22 protein-coding genes and 1 pseudogene are annotated in these 19,482 nt (G+C 59.6%); 8 read left to right on the top strand and 15 right to left on the bottom strand.

Annotated features, from left to right (window positions below; translation table 11 throughout):
• Positions 1–92: 92 nt before the first annotated feature.
• The 4 genes from V8686_RS16845 to V8686_RS16830 all read right to left on the bottom strand — a co-directional run bounded on the left by V8686_RS16845 (position 93) and on the right by V8686_RS16830 (position 4,257).
• Positions 93–1,019: a hypothetical protein gene (locus V8686_RS16845; RefSeq protein ID WP_340696281.1), complete on the bottom strand. Its 927-nt coding sequence runs from the start codon at positions 1,017–1,019 to the stop codon at positions 93–95.
• 159 nt (positions 1,020–1,178) lie between these two features.
• Positions 1,179–1,403, bottom strand: a complete 225-nt coding sequence (locus tag V8686_RS16840) for a hypothetical protein (protein ID WP_340696309.1) — start codon at positions 1,401–1,403, stop codon at positions 1,179–1,181.
• Positions 1,400–3,550 (bottom strand): VWA domain-containing protein, encoded by a 2,151-nt coding sequence (locus V8686_RS16835; protein ID WP_379706859.1) that lies wholly within the window; start codon positions 3,548–3,550, stop codon positions 1,400–1,402. The genes V8686_RS16840 and V8686_RS16835 overlap by 4 nt, the downstream gene beginning before the upstream one ends.
• Positions 3,551–3,927: 377 nt before the next feature.
• The gene (locus V8686_RS16830) at positions 3,928–4,257 is read right to left on the bottom strand and encodes a hypothetical protein (RefSeq protein ID WP_340696279.1); all 330 of its coding nucleotides are present in this window, start codon (positions 4,255–4,257) and stop codon (positions 3,928–3,930) included.
• A 220-nt stretch (positions 4,258–4,477) separates the two neighbouring features.
• Here V8686_RS16830 and V8686_RS18480 point away from each other — a divergent pair, with 220 nt between their 5' ends.
• Positions 4,478–4,627, top strand: coding sequence for a DUF7837 family putative zinc-binding protein (locus V8686_RS18480; RefSeq protein WP_458329472.1), 150 nt, complete (start codon positions 4,478–4,480; stop codon positions 4,625–4,627).
• Here V8686_RS18480 and V8686_RS16825 read toward each other — a convergent pair.
• Positions 4,615–5,517, bottom strand: a complete 903-nt coding sequence (locus tag V8686_RS16825) for an HFX_2341 family transcriptional regulator domain-containing protein (protein WP_340696307.1) — start codon at positions 5,515–5,517, stop codon at positions 4,615–4,617. The two genes, V8686_RS18480 and V8686_RS16825, sit on opposite strands and share 13 nt — an antisense overlap.
• A gap of 204 nt (positions 5,518–5,721) precedes the next feature.
• Here V8686_RS16825 and V8686_RS16820 point away from each other — a divergent pair, with 204 nt between their 5' ends.
• The 6 genes and pseudogenes from V8686_RS16820 to V8686_RS16795 form a co-directional block, all read left to right on the top strand.
• Entirely contained in the window at positions 5,722–6,492 is a 771-nt protein-coding gene (locus V8686_RS16820; protein ID WP_340696276.1) for a hypothetical protein, read from the top strand.
• Positions 6,489–6,953: a hypothetical protein gene (locus V8686_RS16815; RefSeq protein ID WP_340696275.1), complete on the top strand. Its 465-nt coding sequence runs from the start codon at positions 6,489–6,491 to the stop codon at positions 6,951–6,953. Before V8686_RS16820 ends, V8686_RS16815 begins: the two co-directional genes overlap by 4 nt.
• Positions 6,954–6,996: 43 nt before the next feature.
• A complete protein-coding gene (locus V8686_RS16810) occupies positions 6,997–8,127 on the top strand; it encodes a hypothetical protein (protein WP_379706854.1) in 1,131 nt (376 codons plus the stop codon).
• Entirely contained in the window at positions 8,124–9,056 is a 933-nt protein-coding gene (locus V8686_RS16805) for a hypothetical protein (RefSeq protein WP_340696273.1), read from the top strand. The genes V8686_RS16810 and V8686_RS16805 overlap by 4 nt, the downstream gene beginning before the upstream one ends.
• Positions 9,057–9,577: 521 nt before the next feature.
• Positions 9,578–9,784 (top strand): hypothetical protein, encoded by a 207-nt coding sequence (locus V8686_RS16800; protein ID WP_340696306.1) that lies wholly within the window; start codon positions 9,578–9,580, stop codon positions 9,782–9,784.
• Positions 9,785–9,809: 25 nt separating this feature from the next.
• Positions 9,810–9,917 (top strand): annotated as a pseudogene (locus tag V8686_RS16795) (IS5/IS1182 family transposase); the annotation flags it as partial.
• A 77-nt stretch (positions 9,918–9,994) separates the two neighbouring features.
• Here the strand turns inward: V8686_RS16795 and V8686_RS16790 are convergent.
• From V8686_RS16790 to V8686_RS16765, 6 genes are all read right to left on the bottom strand, one after another.
• Entirely contained in the window at positions 9,995–11,605 is a 1,611-nt protein-coding gene (locus V8686_RS16790; RefSeq protein ID WP_340696305.1) for an AAA family ATPase, read from the bottom strand.
• 148 nt (positions 11,606–11,753) lie between these two features.
• Complete coding sequence (locus V8686_RS16785; RefSeq protein WP_340696270.1) at positions 11,754–12,287, bottom strand: hypothetical protein; 534 nt, start codon at positions 12,285–12,287, stop codon at positions 11,754–11,756.
• A gap of 6 nt (positions 12,288–12,293) precedes the next feature.
• Positions 12,294–12,881: a DUF7437 domain-containing protein gene (locus tag V8686_RS16780; protein WP_379706849.1), complete on the bottom strand. Its 588-nt coding sequence runs from the start codon at positions 12,879–12,881 to the stop codon at positions 12,294–12,296.
• Between the two features lie 57 nt (positions 12,882–12,938).
• On the bottom strand, positions 12,939–14,339 hold the full coding sequence (locus V8686_RS16775; RefSeq protein ID WP_379706846.1) for a hypothetical protein: 1,401 nt from the start codon (positions 14,337–14,339) through the stop codon (positions 12,939–12,941).
• A 157-nt stretch (positions 14,340–14,496) separates the two neighbouring features.
• A complete protein-coding gene (locus V8686_RS16770) occupies positions 14,497–15,363 on the bottom strand; it encodes a DUF6166 domain-containing protein (protein ID WP_340696267.1) in 867 nt (288 codons plus the stop codon).
• Positions 15,364–15,388: 25 nt separating this feature from the next.
• Entirely contained in the window at positions 15,389–16,312 is a 924-nt protein-coding gene (locus V8686_RS16765; protein ID WP_340696304.1) for a DNA polymerase sliding clamp, read from the bottom strand.
• Positions 16,313–16,485: 173 nt separating this feature from the next.
• Here V8686_RS16765 and V8686_RS16760 point away from each other — a divergent pair, with 173 nt between their 5' ends.
• A complete protein-coding gene (locus tag V8686_RS16760; RefSeq protein WP_340696265.1) occupies positions 16,486–16,917 on the top strand; it encodes a DUF488 family protein, N3 subclade in 432 nt (143 codons plus the stop codon).
• Between the two features lie 55 nt (positions 16,918–16,972).
• On the opposite strand, the gene V8686_RS16755 is transcribed toward V8686_RS16760, so the two are convergent.
• From V8686_RS16755 to V8686_RS16740, 4 genes are all read right to left on the bottom strand, one after another.
• Positions 16,973–17,209 carry a hypothetical protein gene (locus tag V8686_RS16755; RefSeq protein WP_340696264.1) on the bottom strand — a complete coding sequence of 79 codons (237 nt, stop codon included), beginning with the start codon at positions 17,207–17,209 and terminating at the stop codon, positions 16,973–16,975.
• Positions 17,206–18,237, bottom strand: a complete 1,032-nt coding sequence (locus tag V8686_RS16750) for a transcription initiation factor IIB (protein ID WP_340696263.1) — start codon at positions 18,235–18,237, stop codon at positions 17,206–17,208. Before V8686_RS16750 ends, V8686_RS16755 begins: the two co-directional genes overlap by 4 nt.
• 45 nt (positions 18,238–18,282) lie before the next feature.
• Positions 18,283–18,810, bottom strand: a complete 528-nt coding sequence (locus tag V8686_RS16745; protein ID WP_379706843.1) for a hypothetical protein — start codon at positions 18,808–18,810, stop codon at positions 18,283–18,285.
• Between the two features lie 93 nt (positions 18,811–18,903).
• Positions 18,904–19,401, bottom strand: coding sequence for a hypothetical protein (locus V8686_RS16740; protein WP_340696261.1), 498 nt, complete (start codon positions 19,399–19,401; stop codon positions 18,904–18,906).
• Positions 19,402–19,482: the final 81 nt, after the last annotated feature.

Here is a 19,482-nt window from a genome sequence, read left to right as displayed (position 1 = left end):
GACATATCTCGTCTACTTCCTCCTCAGCGGCCATCTACTAAGAAATTTCAGAGGGTGCGCAAAACGCAACTGTGCGTTGGCCTGACCGCCGGTTAGGGCCATTCATCGCTCGGGAGCCCAGGAGTATGGACGCTCGCCATGGCAGGACTGACGAACCGGCGGGCACGATACGGGACGTCCAGTCCGTCTGTCACGGGCAGAAAGAGCGACTCTCGGGCACCGAGGACGATCGCTGCGAGCAGTTCGTGTTTGCAGAGTACTCGCCACGGTGCGTCGGCCTTGAACGGGCATGTACAGACCAGCCCGTCAGACCACGGAACTAATGGATACCGGCTCCCACTCGCATACTCGCCCACGAGAAGCGGGGCGGGCAAGTCGAATCCGTACTCACTTGGAAGCGCTCCAGCTTCGCTCTGGCCGCAGGAAAGATCCCGTTCATGAACGACGTACTGCGGGGGAAGGCTCCGCTCTTGGGCGAATGATTCGGGGTCGGAATCAGAACCGAGGACGACCGCTCCGACGAACCCGTTGTGTTCGAGGAGTGTCTGGCCATCGGCCGTCTTGGCGGGACCGTCGTCGATTAACGAGCCGTACGAGGAGCGTTTTAGGACCGAACAGAGATTGAGCTTGGGAATCAGCGTCCGGTACCACGTCTCTCGACGGTCGCGCTCCGACCGGACGGCGGCTTCCGGAGCATCCGCTGAGCGACACTGTCGAAGGCGGTGGGCGAGGAATGCTGGGGCATCTGAAAGCGCGTCTTCGTCGTCATAGACCTCGTAGTACGGTGCTTCCTCAACGATACGGTGCTGGCAAGTTCCCTCCGCGTACTGGACCCCAAGCGGTTTCGCTCGGCCTGCCCGGTGCCAGGGATCGGAGTCGACTGCATCGCGCTCTCGGGAAGTGGAGTTCAGCAGAAGCTGATCGTATCGAATCGGCCCGCCAGCCATGAAATCGAGGCGAATGCTATGTTCGACCGGCTCGATGGCCGGCGGGTCGGTTTCGACATTGTAGTCGTGCACGGCATCTATATCTGCTATCGCTCCCGGAGGGAGCCTCAGTGGCGGTAGCGTCGACGAGGAGGCGTGAATGTGTCTTCGAGGCATAGGAATCACGGGGCGGGTCAGAATCGCTCGCACCCTATTCGGGTGGATAAAGCAGGGCGAACACCGCCTATATTCTCAGAAGCCGATGAGGAGACTGGCGAACTGATCGATCCGGTCGTCGAGTCGCTCTCCGTCGTACACCGTGGTCTCCCGCTCATAATAGTCGGCGAGTTCCGAAGCGTCGGTCGAGAGACGTCCCGGCTCGGTATCGGTAGCGATGGTGAGCGAACAGACGGGGGCATGGGCGGCTCGAATCTGATCGATGACGTCGTCGACGCTACTCGGCTCGCCGTCGGTCACGGCAACGATGAGGGGCTCGTCGCGGTGATCCTCAACGAGTTGGCGTGCAAGTTCGAGAGCGTCCGCCAGCGGTGTTCCCCACCACAGTCCGTGTCGAGTAGTGCCGCTTGGACGTGGCGGGTTTCGACAGAAAAGGGCTTCACGAGCCGAGCGTGACCGTCGACGAAATCGACGATCGCCACCTCGATCCCGAGCCCCTCTGCGGCGACGGCGAATCGTGCCAGCGCCTTCGTCGCGACCTCGATCTTCGGGGGCTCGCCGTTTCTCATCGAGCCCGAGCGGTCGAGGACTAACACCAGCGCGTAGCGTTTCTCGCGGCCCGGCGTGTCGACTTTGCAAACCCGGGGATCGCCGATCAGAAGCCGGTGGCCCGCAGTGATGTCATATCCACCGGCGGTCAGTCCTCGCCGGACACCACGCTGACGGTCGAGCCGGAGCTGTTTCTCGAGCGTGCCAGCAACTCGGGCAGCGCCGTCTTCGATGTCGGCCCACATCTCCGGTGGTGCATGGTCATCAGCGATGGGAACAAGCTCTAGTTCGTCGAGCTGGCCCGGTCCCGCAGAACTCCCGCCGGACGCCTGGTCGTCGTCTGAACTACCCCGATCGAGCCGGTGACCGAGGTCCTCCAGCTCACGCTCCAGCGCGTCGGTGTCGATGCCCTCCCGATCTGCCTCGCCGTGTGCCGCAGTCCGGTCTGCGGTGAGTGCTTCCTCGTAGGTGTCCGTCTCGTCAGCGGGATCACGATCGAGTACCTCGGCGTGTGCCGGCTCGGGATCGGCTGCGGATTCCGATCCGTCGTCAGCGGAGGTACTCGTGGTTGGAGACTTGCCTTCGGCTTGCTCGTGGTCGGAGTCGCGGTCCTCCATGGAGTCAATCGTCTCTCCAGATGAGCAGTCGTTACGAGGAGCGCCGCTGGCGTCGAAGTCCCCGATGGTCGACTGTTGTGCGGTATCAGAGCCGTCATCCACCACTTCGCCACTGGAGGCACGTTCACCGTACGAGGACTCGGGTTCTGTGTCCGGGCGGTCGATGGAGCGAGCGAGTGCCCGCGCTCTGGAGTCGAGAGGCTTCGAGGTAGGCGAGGGCTGGCCTTCATCGCTGCCCACCGATTGGGATGAACCATCAGAGTCTGAGCCGGGGGTATCAGCAGTGTGGGCGTTCGGATCGTCAAGGCCAGGTGTCTCGTCGAGGTCTCCATCGAGCCGATTCGGCGTGATTGTAGGCTGGTCGAGGACGTCCTGGAACGGATCGTCCGTTGCGCTCCGTTCGAGCAGCGGATGCTCGTCGCCCTCTCCGTCAGTCCCTTCGTCGCTCGATGGGTCAGTTTCGGTCTCAGAACTAGCTGTTTCCGAGTCGTCCATATCCGGCGATGAGACAGAGTCCGCAGCAGTCTCTTGATCATCGCCCTCCGTTGGCGACTCGGCGGATACTTCGGAACGGTCCTCGAGGAGCGGGAGGATCGCCGACTGCCAGGTCTCCACAACGAGCCGAGCTCGCCGTACAGATGCAGTCTTGTCGTGGCTGTGGGTGATGTCGTCGCGCTCGGCGCTCCGGATCACGAGGGCATCCCGCGCTAACCGCTGGAGCGCCTCCTGAACAGCATCGAAGCCCGTGGCATTCGCCTCCGACGCGAAGACGATCCGCTCGTCGTTCTCATCAAGGAGTACCCCCGTGATGCCCGTCGGATAGATCGCCCATTCGTAGAGCGCGCTCGTCACTGCGTCCCAGAAGGAGAATCGAACCTGCTCTCCGTCGGGAATGTCATCGGGAACTTGCGAATGGATCCGGCGGGTGAGTTCGAGGCGAATCTCGGCGTTGTCACTGAAGTTCGCCCCGTCAATCGCCTCTTGTTCGATGGCTCCATCCTCGATAATATTGACGAGATCGTGGACCTGCTGACGATGGTCGGGATCGATCTCGGTTTCGAGGAGTTCTGCGATGGGACCGATAGCCGTCTTGAGGATATGGAGCAGTTCGTGGAAGGCGAGCCCGAACTGGTGGGCGTGGTCGGCCGTCAGTTGGTCATTCACCGGGACCCTGTCTAGCGGCGCCGGTTCGGTCGTCACGAGGACGAGGAACTCGGCGTCAACGTTCTCGAGTAACTGTGCGGCCTGCTGTCGCTCGAGATTGGTCGTGTCGCTGCTCACGAGCGCATCGATATCCACGGGGAGAACCGCCGCGGTTTCGACACCCGGTGTGAGGACAACCTCGACATCAACACCGGGAGGTAAGTGCCCACGAATGAACGACCCGAGACGATCAGCCCGGCTATCCGAGGTGCGCACGCGGGGGGCGATATCGGGGGTGAACCGCTCGACTTTATGTATTGTATCGGCCGGATGAGTATCGGACATACGAATGCACGAGGGATCGTAGCTACCCTCGATCACTTCGGGGAGATAAACTTCCCTGGAGATTAGGAATTGAAACGGGGCCTTTGACTGGAACTATGACGAGTCATCGGACGGTCTTTACGCTCAGATCGGGTTTTCCTTGCTGAAATGAAGGAGATGATGGAACGGGACTAATCATCCCGCTTCAAAGCCGAGTAGTACGGCACGCCCATCTTCACCGCGCCGATGAGCCTGTAGACTGCGTAGACGACACCGAGGGAGATGCCGACGCTCACCGCCCCGAACTCCATTCCGAGTTCTATCAGCACCGTCACACGCGGTAGCACGCGACTGAGCAACGGGAGGGATTGCAAGAAGAGACCCGAGTCGAGAACGAATGGTGCACTGCCGTAGACGGCAAGGAGAACGGCGTCCTTGAACTTCAGGACGCCAAAGAGCAGTAGCAGGTACACGCCACCGTAGATCCATTCGAGGTTATCTTGGACGGCCTCCCGACCCACCGCGATAGAGGTGTCCTTGTTACCGGAGAAGTCACCTCGGATCTTGTTGATGGTCTGCCGGAGGTCGTCGAATATTATCGAATAATCAGATCATCCGGGTATAGGTCTTGTTTCGGGTTTCACTTTCACCTTGGTTGGCTCGGGTTTTTGAACGTATACTCCATAACTACACTTGGAGCCTGGAATCCCGTGTCACACGCTCCAGGCCTCCGTTCCCCCGATGTCCACAGAACGCTTGACTCTCGGTGTTTGCTCGGCCTGCGAAACCGAGATACCCGCAGGTATGCTCCTTATCGAGTACGAGAAGGATGGTCACCGAGCGGTTTACGCGGAGTGCCCATCATGCGACGAACCAGTTCATCCCCGGTGAGTTTCCACCCACATCCGACCCATCGTCGAGAGCTGCGTTTCGAGGCGGTTCCCCTCTTTCTCGCGGTCCACATATCCTTTCTCGTCGAGTTTCGAGACGTTGTACTGGACTCGGCTCCGAAACGACTCGTCGTACTCCTCTCCCACTTCCTCCGCCAGCTGCTCGGCGAGTGCCGATGTCGACTTGATTGGATCCTTCTCGGCGAGGAAGTTCAGAATGGTCTCTTCGAAGTCCTCGACGTCACTCCTAGGAGACGACGGGAACTCGACGTACATCTGCCCGTCGAGGTCTCTCGCACCTTTGGTCACGCCGTTCTCGTCGATCTTGTTCAGCAAATCTCGGATATTCGTGTACTGAGGATGGACTCGGAGGTCTTCGCTCATCTTCTCGAAGAGGTCCTTCGCGTCTTCCAGGGCATCGATCATTTCGAGGACGAGGTACTTGTCAGGGGCGACGTAGTATGTGTGGAGCATATCCCGGATACCCTTGACCTCGGACTGGTACTCGGCAATAATCGAATCGGCTGCCGTGGCGAACGCGAATGCAGTCGTCCGAGGCATCGACGAGATGTTGACGAAGACCTCGTTCCCGGCTTCGAGCTCGTCGAGAATGTACTCGTGCGCCATGGGATACAGCGTTTCGTACTCGTACAACTCCTCAATATCGATGGGTTCGTGTTCAACTTCGACGTCGATCAGCTCGAAGGAGTCTTCCAACCGGTTGGTCATATTCGATGCCAACTCCGCAGCGCGATCCGTCGCGTCATCGTCTGGATCGCCCTCGTGCGTGATGAGTACAACCCGGTCTGCCTCCATCTGGCCCTTCGAAATCGGGTAAATGAGCCGATCGAAGTCGAACCCGACCGGGATGAAATGGACTCGTTCGGTCATGGCTCCCTCTGCCAGTGGTTCATGCTAAAGACCTTCGTTATACAATCGCTACGTGGGACTATTTATGGTTTTTGTCGCAAATCAATTGATAGAGAATGCTAACTTAGGCGCTTTGTAGAATATTTATCCAACATATTTATCCCTGTGTAGTGTGTAGTGGCCAGATAGGTGCCACCGAGACACAACCGCACCTGGAGCCACGACATGCAGGACGTCCCGTTCCCCCGCAAGTTTGGCGCAAAGATCCACCCAAGCCATCACGTCCATCAGCGATTGTACGAGCATAATCCGAATCCTGTCCCGTTCGTCGCGTGCAAGGTCCACCGATCCTCCTGGTTCGTCAACAACCCACGGAAGGAGTTCCTGAGCCCGGAACAGGACCTCTTCCTGATGACGTACGAGCACGACCGGCACATCATCGGGCGCGATACAGTCGACGTGGTCGACCGATTCGAGGAACTGGACGGCGTCGCCCAAGGCGCGTTCGCAGGCGACCGGCTCACGTACGGGTCCATGAACCGACGCGAGGTCGTGAAGGAGATCGATGAGAGCGTCCAACGGCAACTGACCGCCCACGAGCTGATGGAGGAGCGAAGCATCAACATGCCGCTCTACCCGTCCATCATGGGATGGGAGGATTGGCACTTCGAACGGTGCCGAATCCTCGTCGACGAGATCAGTCGCTGGGTTGGATTCGACGCAACGCAGTACGACTCCGAGTACGAGTTCGCCAAGCACGTCAAGAGACTCGACGAGATCCTAGAGCCGAAAGGGATCTTCGTTAACGGGTGTGTCTCACCCAAGTGGCTCCGGATGCTTCCAAAGTCCGTCGTGGCCTGTTCCGGGAGTTACAACATTCGCGAGGAGACCGAGGACGCAACTGGTACCCCGCAGCGAGACAACCTCCCCGAGGTCGTGGAGAAGCGAGTAGACGCGCTCAATAACTGGCAATCAGAGCTGACCAACTATTTATGACCAAGAAAGGCGGCGGAGCCCCGACAGAACGGTACGACGAAGAGCCATGGCAACCACCAGGAGCCGAGGAGCCTCTGCAACGGTCCCTCGACTTGGCTCTACAACGCGAAGACGATGACGGCGACGAAGAGGAACCGGAGTTCATCTATGGCGATATCGTTCACGACGATGAGGCCGACGAGCCGATCGCGTTAGTCGTGGTGAACGTCCCCGGACTCGAAGCCGACGAGTGGGAGTTCGGGGATGGGGATACATTGGCTGACAAGATACCGAAGTACCCGGACGACGACTTCGTGGTCGTAGTAGTCCCGCTCGATGTACTCGAGGACTACCTCCCAAACTGGGACGAGCGCGAGGTTCCCATCGACATCGAACAGCTGGTTGAAGACAAGATACCGTTCGCCCCTTTTCCATCCCTCCAATTGGTGCGGGTTGAAGACTCCCACCTTCGGGATGACTGAACGGGAAAACAGTAAAAACACCCTAAACGTGAGAACTAGTCAGATGATCAAATCCCAGGAAGAAGTCAAATTCGAGATAGAGGACTCTTTCGTCGCACCCTGGGGCTTAGCGAATGAGGAGCGCCCAATGCATCTTCTCTGGGCGGGCGACATAGATGAAGTCGAAATCCGATTCGCTGAACCCATAGACTTAGTGGAGGGGTATAACATCACCGAGGGGTTGGAAACCTATGAGAGTGTTGAGGAGCACGAGGATGGATCAGATATCCGCGTACTCACAATCCCGGCTGAAGCGTTCACGACACCGGGCTATTTCAGCGCTAAGTTCACAGTACCAGAGATATTTGAGGAGGCGATAGTCGCTCAGGCAGTCCACGTCATCTTCCATCTCCCGGACGATAGTACGGTGGATTGGGAAGAATACACGTTCACGATTCGGCCTCAAATTGAGATAGGGGAACACCCGAAGAAGATTGTCCTCAATGGGGTGGAAGATGAAGAGGAGCTCGAAAACATTGATATCACGATGCACTACATCGGATTCGGGATGGCTCAGGTCGATACCGAGGCCTACACCGAGGGTGAACTGATCTCGAAGGGCGAAAGCATTTATCACGATATCGCTGAGGCCATGAAAAAGAACGGTCTCTACGGCAAGGATACTGAGCTCCAGCCAGTCCCGGAAGAATGGAAAGAGGAGACTAACGTTGGGATTCCTCAACAGGAGATGGAGAAGTTCGTCGACGAGTTCCGAGAGTCACTTCGTGAAGATTCTATGTCTGATATACTCGACGATGAGGACGTTGAAGAACTCCTCGCGTTTCTCGAAGCAGGCGATGAGGAGCGCGACATGTCCAAGATATACCAGCACTTCGAGTTCCTGCTACTGAACTCGATCATCGACGTCGTCGATCGTCATCCAACCGAGAACGTGCAGCTACGGAAACCACAGACTACGGTTCAAATCGAGAGTCGGATGCGGGGTTTCGTCGTTCAGTACCATCTCAGCGATAACCAAGGTAATGAGTACGAATCCATAGAAGTACCGATCGAGATTGAAGACGAACGGGACGATGGAGGCATGGTCGAGATGGAAATTAACACAGAGTGGGAGCAACATCAGATCAATCCCCAAGAACTCCAGCAACTGAAGGAGGAGATCGCTAACCTATGACTGAGCCGAATATCGGTGCGAATGCAGGAGCCGGAGCTGTCATGGATGCGATTGACCGGCTCAAGGGCTACTTCTCCGATTACGAGCCGGACATGAAGTCCGTAACCTATGACTACCGAACCGGCACCAGCGAAATGCGGCTGAAAATTACGGTCCCCAATGACCGAGCACGTCGGTACGGCGACGTGAAAATCCCAATCAAAGAGGGATATCGGATTCAAGAGACTATCAGCTCAGATTTCAATACAGTTGATGCTCTCTGGCAGCAGCAGGATGGCTACTGGGTTCTGGACCCAACTGATCTCCCAAACGACGACCAGTACCGTGTGACGCTCGAAGGAGACGTTGGGTCCGATGTGTTTAGCCGGCTCATCACGCTGGAGGCTTCGGACGATCCCATCCAGGAAGGCGGTGTCGATCAATACTGGATAGAGGCCCTCATCAAAGATCCCAAGACTCTCTCAGAGATTTACGAGGAACTTCGCGTGAATAATGTCAATCTCACAGTGAACGTCGGGGTTCAGCGGTGTTTCTCAACTGCTATCCCTGACGACGTAATTCGCGTATTCAAGCGGACGATGAATCTTATTGATGCCAGCAACACGGGTGACTTCTATGACGTTAAGCTGGCCCACAAACTTCGAGAAGGCACCCGGGACAAAGTCAACGTCTCGGAAGGAGAAGCGGCCAATTTAATACGCTCATTGGCCTCAACCGAGAACTTGGAGGAGTATATCTCCATCGAGCAACCCTATCGTCGAGAGGAGATTACCACAGAGACCTTCAAACACAACGTGCTCCCGGAGACTGTCGCTGTAGATATTTCCACAAACCTGAGTCTGGAGCAGAAAGCAGCAAACGGGTGGCTGGAGTTCCAGAAGGATGAATATACCGAGCATATCCGCAAAGAGACGGAAGATCTGCTCTGAAGTCTGTCGGTAGTTACCTATCCCAGAACTTATACGTGAAGTATCCGGTGGTTTTGATTGATGGTTACTGGGCTTTACGCCTCTCTTGCGGCGTCAGCCAGTGTCTTCATCGGTATACTTACTGCCCTTCTCGCAAGTAATATTTCGACTCACAAAGCCGAGCGAAATCGGATTACATACAGAATACAGGCTATTGACGCACGTCTTCGAGAACTTGATGATAAACGCGGGAGCTGGAGGACGTCATCGAAGATATCTACCTCACATGGATTGACGAACAGCGTACCGAGGAAGACCACGAAGACACAGACTGGTATATCCACGAGCGCGAGGAATACAATCGGAATCAACAGGAATGGCTACGGACGAAGACCGAAATTCGGTCTCTCCAACGGGAGCGAGAGAAACTCAATAACCGGTACGATACCCTTGATCCGTCGCGGATCAGGGAAACCCTCGAAGCTGGCGTAATTGCAATCTTCCTTGCAGTTGTCATTCCCTCTATCGCGTACCTTGCCCATGTGGTTGATTTTCCGGGAATCGAAACCTCATTTTGGTGGATCGAACCAGTTATTATCTTCGTCCTTTGGGCAGTCGGTCTCGGCTACGTCTTCCAGCATCTCCGAGATAAACTTGACAAAGAGCCCGGAAACCTTCCCGAAGAACCTGAAATCGAATTCACTGAATTAGACGAACCCGACGAGCTCCCTGACCAAGCGAAGGTATAGTACCGTAGCACGAGTCGGGAGATGTCGGACTGCAGGACGAAACGTTCGATGCCGAAGTGATGTTCGGTGTCTTGAGTCCCGTGAAATGTTGCTCAAAGCGACCGTCTACAACTTCCGCCGGAGCGTCCGATAGCTGCGAAATCAACCGCGTGTACCGAAACTACAGAACCCAAGAGTTCGGGGATATCCCGTCGTTGGTTGTGTGTTCCTTTATACATAGTCATTTAGTGTCTCGTAGGTGTCCTCGGGATACTGATTCGGCTCGGCGACTGCCCACACCTCGTTCTTGACCGCTGCCTTCGGGGAGGCCCCGTCCTCGATGTGCTCACAGAGAATCGTCAGATTTCGCGTCGAGATCGTCGGCCAGTTCTCGTTCTGCCGGGTCTGGTGGGCGAACTGGACGATCTTCCGGAGCGTCCCCCGGTCCACGACCTCGTGACTGGCGTTCACCTGTGCATCCAGCGTCGCGACTTCCTCGTCGACGTCCTGGATGTAGGGCTGTTCGAGCGCCCGGAACCGACCACGAGTGGCCGAGTTCATCGGCTCGGAATCCCGGTACTCACGGGTCGGCGGATTCATCGTAATCACGATTCGCGCCGACGGATGGGGTTCGACCAGTTCGCCATGTGCTTTCACGAGGAGTTTGCCCTCGTTGAGCAGGCGATGGAGCGACATCGCGGCGCCGGCCCGCATCACGGGGAATTCGTTGAGTACCAGCACCGACCCATTCAGTAGTGCTTGCTTTGCAGGTCCGTTCCTGGGTACGATCAGCCCGTCCTCGGTGGGCGTGAGTGGCCCGAAGAGGTCCTCCGTGTGGGTCGCCTCGTCACAGTCCACCGAGACGTAGCCACGGTTCGTCCGGTGACACAGGTACTTGACGAGGTAGTTCTTCCCGGAGCCGCGTGGGCCAACCAGGCGGATCGGAACCAGCCCACGGGCCAGTTTCTTCGCGAGCAGTTCGTCCAGTGGAAGCTGGAGACGCGGCTCCGTCGGAATCGCCGGCGGAACCACTTCCCCCGACGCATCGACCGGCAGGGCATCGTCACCCGCCTCGGGATGGGTCGCAGCCTTCGGGACATCGGGATGGTCAGGATCGTCGAGGACGTGCAACCCGGTTGGCACCGGATCCTGTTCGTTCCGGCCGATATCGGAGACATACTGGGCCTCAACAGCGTCTGGCTCGAGCCCCTCGGATCGATAGCGGGGTTCGCCGACGGGTTCGGTGGCGGCGGTGATGTCGAGCACCCGGGCCGCCCCTCGGCCCGTCGTCTCGTCGACCCGTCGACCGTATCGGACGTCGGCACTCCGGGCGAGCCACACGCCAACGGGGACATGTCGGGGTGCTGCCTGGATGATCGCCTCCGCACGACTCTCGGTTAGCGTCCCGGTTACTCCGGCGAGATCACCGATGTCGGCGTCCGCGAGATCGGTGAACGTCGCGTAGCCGGCGTCACGGAGTGCGGCCGCAATGCTCTCGGTGACGACCTCAAGGGATTGAAAATCGGCAGTCTCAGTATCGCCAGCAGGGCCGCCGAAGGCCTCCGTGATCACGGCCGGCTCCTCCCCCTGGGGCGAGACCCCGACGATGGTCGTACTTCCACCGGTCCCCCGGTCGAGAGTGAAAACCCCCTCGGCAGCACCAGCATCGATGAGGTCTGCGGCCTCCTGATCGCCGATATCGACGTAGTCGCTGACCCGGAGGGTCACGCGTTCGAGCGGGACACTCCCTCCCTCGCGCTTGAGTAGACGATGGACGAGGTGTGAGAGGACGACGAGCGGTTCGGGCCGGTCGACAGCTGAATCTGACTCGGATGAGGACATGGGTAGGGGACGGAATCCACGCGGAAATCCCGCCACCCGATTGTGGGTTGGTAAATTCGGCGGTCAGGATGCGTCGTGGAGATCGTCGAGCCGGCGCTGGATGCAATGGTCGTTTGGTTATACGTCTCCAACAATTCGAACGGAGCGATTACCCTTGGAACTGATACCGATTTTCGACCACCTCGACGAAATCGAACGCTCTGACCAACTGGACGCGGTCCTCGTAGCCATGCTCGGTCAACGCCCGCTCGATTCCGCGAAAGGCGGGTAGATCATGCGTGTAGACGGCGACCGAGTCAGCGTCACCACGTTCGAGAAGCATCGCCGTCGCACCACCAACTTCGGCATCGGCCTGTTCGATGTCGTGTTCGGAGCGGTCGTCAGCGGCAGCAATGTATCGACGAACCATATCCATCGTCGCCGAGACCACGGGGTTCGTGTAGTCGACGTCCTCGAGGACCTCAACCCACCCAGCCTCGCCCGCGTCATCGACCGGCGGCGTTCCATACGGATAGTTCACTGGCGTCAGTTCCTCGTATACCCGTGATGGCAGGAGGAGAACGACATCGTGGGCTCGGACGGCTCGTTCGAGCAGGCCGACAGTGTCGTGTCGCTCGAAGGCGACGAACAGATTCGTATCGATGACGTGTGCCTCCACGTCCGGAAAGAGCGAGTCCGACACGTCGACTCACTCCCCGCTACGTTCGTCGACCGCCGCGTCCAGCTCGTCAACGTCGGGGCTCTCTTCGAGATCGGGGTCAACATCCAGGAGCACGTCGCGCATCTCCTGCAGGATCGTCTCGGCTTCGAGCACGGGAAGGTCCTGCTCGCGTGCCATGATCCGGGCATTCATTCGGCCCTGGATGTAGTCACGGGCGTACTCGAGGGCGGTCGCAAGGCCGCTGACACCGTGTCGGTCGAGAAACAGCTGAATGTTCTCGTTCGTCTCGCGTCGGGCGAGCACGACGAACAGCGCCGGCGTAATCTGATAGGAGTCCTCGTCTGTCCCGACATGGAGGTCGATCCGGCGGGCCCGGTATCGATGCGGCTGGGTGTCCGTCACGCGCTCAAGGATGCCGCTCTCGACGAGGTGTTTCACGTCCTCGTAGACGGTCGTCGTCGAACTATCGAGCCCTTCAGAGAGTTCCTCGACCGTCGGCGTATCGAGCGTGAGCACCCGGGCATAGATCTTCGCATACCGCTGGTTCGTCACGACATCAGAGATGGCGAGCATCGCATCGAGTGGATGTGAACCCCGGGAAGCGGCGTTGGCCATGTATTTCATTTTCCGCGGATTCTATAAAACACTGTCGCCGGACGGTTCCTTTGAGAATTAATCGAGGTCGCCCAGCTTCCGTTGGACACGGTCGTGGAGCCGTTGTGCGCCGCCGTCTGAGAGATCGACCTCAGTGTCGACCTCGATGCCAGGAACGTCGACGATGTCCTCCAGCGCGTCGCTGAGGGTCTGTTGATCATCAGCGAGGACACGCTCGTCCGGCTCCTCGACCTGCCGGTCGTGTTCTTTCAGTGCGAGCTGGATCATCATGGCCGGTTTACGGAGGAGTTCACCAGCCACCTCGAGGTACTCCTGATACGTATCCGACGCCAGCGACCCTTCGTACGAATCGAGGAGTGCGATCAGTAGCGACAGCTGAAGATTATACACCGTCGGTCGGGACGCCGGCGAGGCGAGGGTCGTCGCCCGGTCGGCAGCGGCCTCGGCGTACGTCGCGGCCAGGCCCCAGTACTCATAGCAGGCGGCCACATCGAACGGAAGGACCTCGAAGTCGTAGGCGACGGCCCGGGTGCGACGGATCGCGCGGTCGACGTCGACGAGTCGGTCGGCGATATCGTCGTAGATTGCCTTCCACCACTCGTTGATCGGCACCCGGTCGTTCGCCCGCTCGTGAGTGGCGTCGGTCGCCCGCCCGTAGTGCCGGCGCGTGTAGCGCTTCCCCGTATCGGGAACGACGGTACCAGTCTCGGGAAAGTAGAGGATGGGCTTCGCCCACAGCGTCTGCGTCCCCCGGAAGTCGTAGCCGGTCTCGAACCCGCCGTACACGACCAAATCCGCCTCATCCGAGTCGGCAACGCTCGTCATGCCGTCGGTATCGTCATCGAACTCCGTGTCCTCACTCCCGGAGACGATGTGTTCGAGGCCCGGACAGACGACGAACATCTTGAGGAGACCACCCCAATCCCGGTAGCTCGCCCAGCCGAACGCCTCAGTCTCACCGCTCTGCTGGAGCGCTCCGATAATGGGGAGATACGCCTCCTGTGGGTTGATAATCGAATACCGGTCCGAGGCAATCTGCCAGCGGAATTTGACGTCGTAGCCGAGGGCACACAGCGCCTTCCGCCGCTCGTCGACGATGTCCTGGTGATCACGGATTCGAACTAGCGGGTCCGACGACGCCCTCGTCGCAAGATCGCCGAGTGAACACCCCGCAGCGTCCTCGAGCGCGTCGACATCTAACCCGTGGATATCGCGGATCGCCTCGGTATCGACGGTTCCGTCCACGCCGACGAACTCGTTGGTCGCCCAGAGCTCTCCGGAACTCGCCTGCGGAAGCATCGCGATGACATCCTTCAGCGGCCGGGGATCGGGATCGAGACACCGAGCTTCCGATGAAACCGCATCGGGGTAGTCGCCCTGGTCGGCAGGAGTGAGGCCAGCAAAGGAGAGGGTCGTCTCACGGGCGAGCAGGTCTGCGACCGGAACGGTCGCCGCCATCGAGCGTGGCGCGTCGTCAGCGGTGGCTGTGTCTGGTTGTGTTGGCGTAGACATGATAATCGAAGGCGAACCGCGGCTCTCGATGAACGGAGAACTGAACTAGTCCGCCCCTCACCCGATTCAGGAACCTAAATCACCAAGGGCAAACAAGTCGCAGCTATCCAGAGGCGGTGATCGAAGGATCATCCTCGGCTGCTTCCTCGTTCCCGTCATCCTCGTCAATGTCGTCAGTCACGAGCGTCTCTTGGTCGTCGTCGAATTGAGGAATGTACTCCTCGCCCCCGAACCATCGAACGAGCGTCGGCCGGAGGCCCCGAATCGTCGTCGCGGTCGAGTCGCCGACATGGTCGACCGTCGTGAGCGAAGTCGCGTAACAGGCCCAGGCGGCGAACTCGCCCATCGTCTCGAACTCCTCTCCAAGCGCACGTTTGGCCGCCGACGAGGTGAGCCGTCCATGTGTCGAGAGCCACTGCTTGGAGAACGGCTCGGCCGCCGGGTCGCGCTCACCACGTCGAATCGCCTGGAGTCTGGCCAGATTGCCGCGGACGTTTCCCTTCTTCCAGAGCACCTCGTCATACCGGCGGACCAGCGCGAGTTCCTCGGCGTAGGTGATCGTGTCCAGGTCGATGGTCTCGATGTCGACGTCCGCAGGCTCTGGAGCGGTATTCTCCGGATACTCCCGATGCAGATACTGCTCTCGATAGCCCGACTCGCGGAGGTCCTGGAGACGAACCGACCATTCATCGCCCGTGAGTTCCCGGCGGACGAAGTTCTCGGCGAAGAGATGGTAGTCGTCGACGGCGACTTCGAGTCCGAGTGTTGGCGCGAGCAGCGCGATGGCGAGCTGGCAAGCACGTTCGGGAGTTGCGTCCGGGCCCCAGTCGAAGCCGCCGGGCGACACTGGATGGACTGTGAGGTGCTTATCGAGGAGATCGTCGCCGGCGTAGACGAGACAGCCCCCGAGGGTTCGCTCGCCCCGGTACCGCCGAGCGCGATTCGTCGACCGTGAATAGCTTGTCTTCATGCGCGATGGATGCCGAGAACCGTGGTCACGTCTCGATGCGTGGCGCGAGCATCCGGGTCATTGATACGTCCCCGTCGCCGAGATCGCATGAGAGCATCGCCGGAAATTCGGTCCCGAAATCGATCCTCACAGCGGTTCCCGCGGGTGTCGTCCGGACTATCTTTTTCATGTAGTCCAGGCTGAACAGCGAGGACGCCTCCGCGAGGGTGACCGCCTCCCAGTCGTCGGCGCCGATCCCGAAGTCGACGCTATCCGTGTCGCCCTCGGCATCGATCCGGAACATTTCCTCGTCAGGGTCCATCCGGAAGCCGACATGGTCAGCGATCAGATCGGCCGCTTTTACCCCCTGGCGGAGCGTATCGCGGTCGATGGTGACGCTGGCAGGTAACTCCAGTTCGGGAAGCGTCGGTTCCGACCGAATCGTCGCCGGGTCCAGACAGGCCATCTGGAACTCGAGGCCAGTGACAGCCACGACCAGCTTCCGGCTTTCCGTGTCGAGGTGAAGTTGGACGAGGTCACCTTTGTTTGCGAGCGAGACCGCATCCCAGAGCCGGTCGAGGTCGACTCCAATGACGCCGGGAGTCGCCTCGTAGGACTCGAAGGCGCTCGCCGAGAGATCGAGGTCGTCCATCGCGACGTTCGCGGGATCGACCGCTCGGACGCGGATGCCCGATTCGTCGATCTTCACGCGAGCCTCGTCGACAGTCGCCCTGAGTGCCCGCAGAATGTTCTTCAGTGGCTCCGACTGGATCGCCGCCCGAAACGTCTCCGGCGGACCTGTGGACGTCGGCTCGTCCGTCTCTTCGTGTTCGGACGGAGTGGGGGCTCCCTCGTCGTCCGGCGCTTGGTCAGTCGTGGGTTCGTCTTGCTGACTTTCGGGTGCCGACTCGACGGCCGAGTCGTCGATCTCGTCGGGATCAGCACCCTCAGTGGTGGTTTCAGTACTCATGGCTACTGGTAAGACCAGCGACTAAGAGTGAGAGCTAAGAGTCAAATCGAGATCGGCCCGATTCGGCTCCACTCCCCTCACCCTGTTCTGAGAGCTAAATTCGCGGGATTTGCGAGAGCACGATCGAGTTCGACTCGCCTGATTTCAAGACCGATAGCGAAGTAGAGGGAAATATGAGCCAGGGCACGCTGCGAGACACCTACCTCGCGGCACTCCAGCACGACTTGGTCGATATCCCCGAGGGGGCTACACTGGTGGGCGTGGTCCGCTCACCGACCCGCTGGTTCTCTCCGGCGGTCGATGAGAACCAGCGGGCGCTTGGACCACCGCAATCCCTTCTCGATGAGTTCAAACAGCGGAGTGAGGATTTGGAAGCCGAGGGCCTCGACGATGCCGACGCGCACAACGCGGCGTGGGAGGACGTCGACTTCGAACCTCGATACAGGGAGCACCTGAATACAACCCCCGACGCGCACGCAGCACTCGAGAATCTCCGAGAGCGGTTACGGGCGAGTGAGAATCTCGTCCTCGTGTGTTACGAGAACACCGAAAAGAAACGCTGTCACCGAACCATTCTTCGCGATGAACTCGAAGAGAGACTCTGACTCCGGGTTCACAACTGGAACAGCGATCTGGTCTGCCCGCATTCGTCCACTTTTATCAGGAGCGGACTGGAGGCAGCCAGTCGCACCCGGGACAGAACGCATCGTACACACCGAGTGTTTCGTCGAACTCCCACGACCCATCCGAACGGAACCTGACGCCCGCCCTGACGATAGCGTGAACGACCGAGTGACCACACTCTGGACAGGGCTTGCCCGGACGCCATCCGGCTGTGGACGGGTCAAGCATGACCTCGATGCGTTCCTCTCGACCGGTGATCTCGTCGGTAGTCATGGAAATCCCCGTTCGATCTCGGTGGGAGAATCGGCGGATCCAGCGGACCAGGCTGGTAACTCTCGATCCTGGAGGTCCTGCCAGACGTGCTGGAGACTGACCTCTGAGATACGAGCGGCCGTGGCAAGTTGCTCTTGCGTTACGGCGCCGAATCCCTCCAGTTCACGACCGGCGAAGTAGAGACAGCCAGCAGCGACACCGGCGGGTTTGCGCCCGTTCGCGAGGTCGATGATCTCGTCCGAATCGCACAGTTGCGCCGATCGCTCTCGAACCTGCTCCGACGCCTCGACCGAACTGACAAGTCGCGGAAGAAAGTCCGCAGGCATAGCCGGTGGAATCCGTAGCGACAGCTCGCGATTGAGCACCCCATACGCCAGCCGAACCTTGCCGCGGTCGACCCGAGCCGCCTCAGCGACTTCGTCGAGGAAGCGCGGCAGTCGACGGCGGCGGCACGCTGCGTACACCGCCGCACTCGCCATCGATTCGAGGGACCGACCCCGAATCAGATCCTCGGACTGTGCCTCGCGAAACAGCTGACTCGCCTCCGCCCGGATACCCTCTGCGAGGTCGAGCGCCCCGCCGATCCGACGAATCTCACCGAGTCCGTGTGCGAGATTCTGGTCAGCTTTACTCTCGAAGCGTGCTCGTCGATTCCAGCGGCGGAGTCGACGTAGGCGGGCCCGAGTCGCAGCCGAAAGCTCGCGACCGTGTCCGTCTCGGAACATGCCGATCTCGGCAGAGACGCCCCAGTCGTGACGCATCGGCGTTACCGGGCTGCCAACCCGTCGCCGCTCCGCTTCATCGTAGGGCGTCCACTCCGGACCGTGGTCGAGGCCTGCCTCCTCCACGATTAGACCGCAGTCGGGACAGTACATCTCGGTGTCGTCGCTGACGAGCTGCACATCATCGCACTCTGGACAGCAGTCACGCTCGTTCGGCGTCGATTCGTCGACGACATCGACACGCTGGTCGGAAACGGCACACTGGTCGGTCGGGACGGCGGCGTAGCTGGGTAAATCGAGGTGCATTTTGGAAAGCGGCCCGGTGAGGGCCGAGGATCGATCTGCAGTCGGTCAGTCGAGGTTCTGGTCAGCGAGATCCGGCGGGAACGGTGGATCGAACGTGTCGTGGAAGGCCAGACAGACCTGATCCTGCCAGGCAGCGTATTCGTCGGGAGGCGTCCGCTCGAATCGCTTCACGTCGAGGCCAGACTCGCGGGCGAAGGCCTCGAGATCGACCGCGTCGATGCTCGTGATGGCATCCGTCGATGGCGTCGGCTCGGCTGCTGCGGGAAGCGGTCGCTCGATCCAGCCGTCGAAACAGCCGTCCGTTGAACTGATCACCACGACGCCGTCGGTCGCACCGACGAACAGCCGCGTCGTAATCCGAGCGAGGTTTCGATACAATCCAGGTGGAATCACGAGCACCAGCTGGTCGGTATCGATCATCTCGACCCGACCGTGCTCGATGACGCGTCCGTCGACCCGCCAGTGCTGGCAGTCATCGAGCCAGCCACCAGTCTGGAGTCGGCCAACGGCGGCCTCCAGAAACGCAAGGGTTCGGTACTGAATATAGCCGGCGACCGTCGCGTAGAAGCTCACGACACCCTCCACAGGTCCTGGCGAGTGTCGAGGCCCACGTCCACTTCGAACGGGTGAGGACGGCTGGCAGAGCCGAGGCTCGCCACTGGCCGGTCAGTAGTGGACATCAGCGGGCACCACCCAGAGCGAATCGGAGTCCCGGTCCTCGACGTAGCGGTCGACTGCACTCCGGGAACGGAGCCCAGCGCCGTGCTCATCGTAGATCCAGACTGATGGGCCTGCGAACTGTCCGAACCGGTAGCAGTCGTACCGGACGAGGTCGACATCGTCCATTACCTCGACCGGTTCGAGCGTGTCGAGCTTCTCACGAAGCGTCGCGACGGTTTCGACGAACCACGTTGCTTGTGCCTCGATAGCGTCGTCGAGGAGTTGTTTCCCAGTCGCGGACGACAGCCGATGCGCGGGATCGAGCCCACCGTAGCGAGGGTGGTCGCGATACCGTGCGGTCGATTCGTCGAGCGTCTTGTAGTAGTCGAACGCAGTACTCGCGCCCTCACCGATCCCGATCAATCGGTCGAGCGCGAATCGTGCGGTGCCGACCGCCTCGATCCCGTCGGCTGCAGGGACGAGTACGCGTATGAGCATGTGCATATTGCCGTTCCTCGCCCCCTTTGGGTCGATAAAACCGAGCTATAAGATCCATCGGTGACGATGGCTGCACAGCCTATTGAC

This window comes from Haloplanus litoreus (assembly GCF_045690335.1).
Taxonomy (GTDB): domain Archaea; phylum Halobacteriota; class Halobacteria; order Halobacteriales; family Haloferacaceae; genus Haloplanus; species Haloplanus litoreus.
This window is presented reverse-complemented; position numbering and strand designations above follow the sequence as displayed.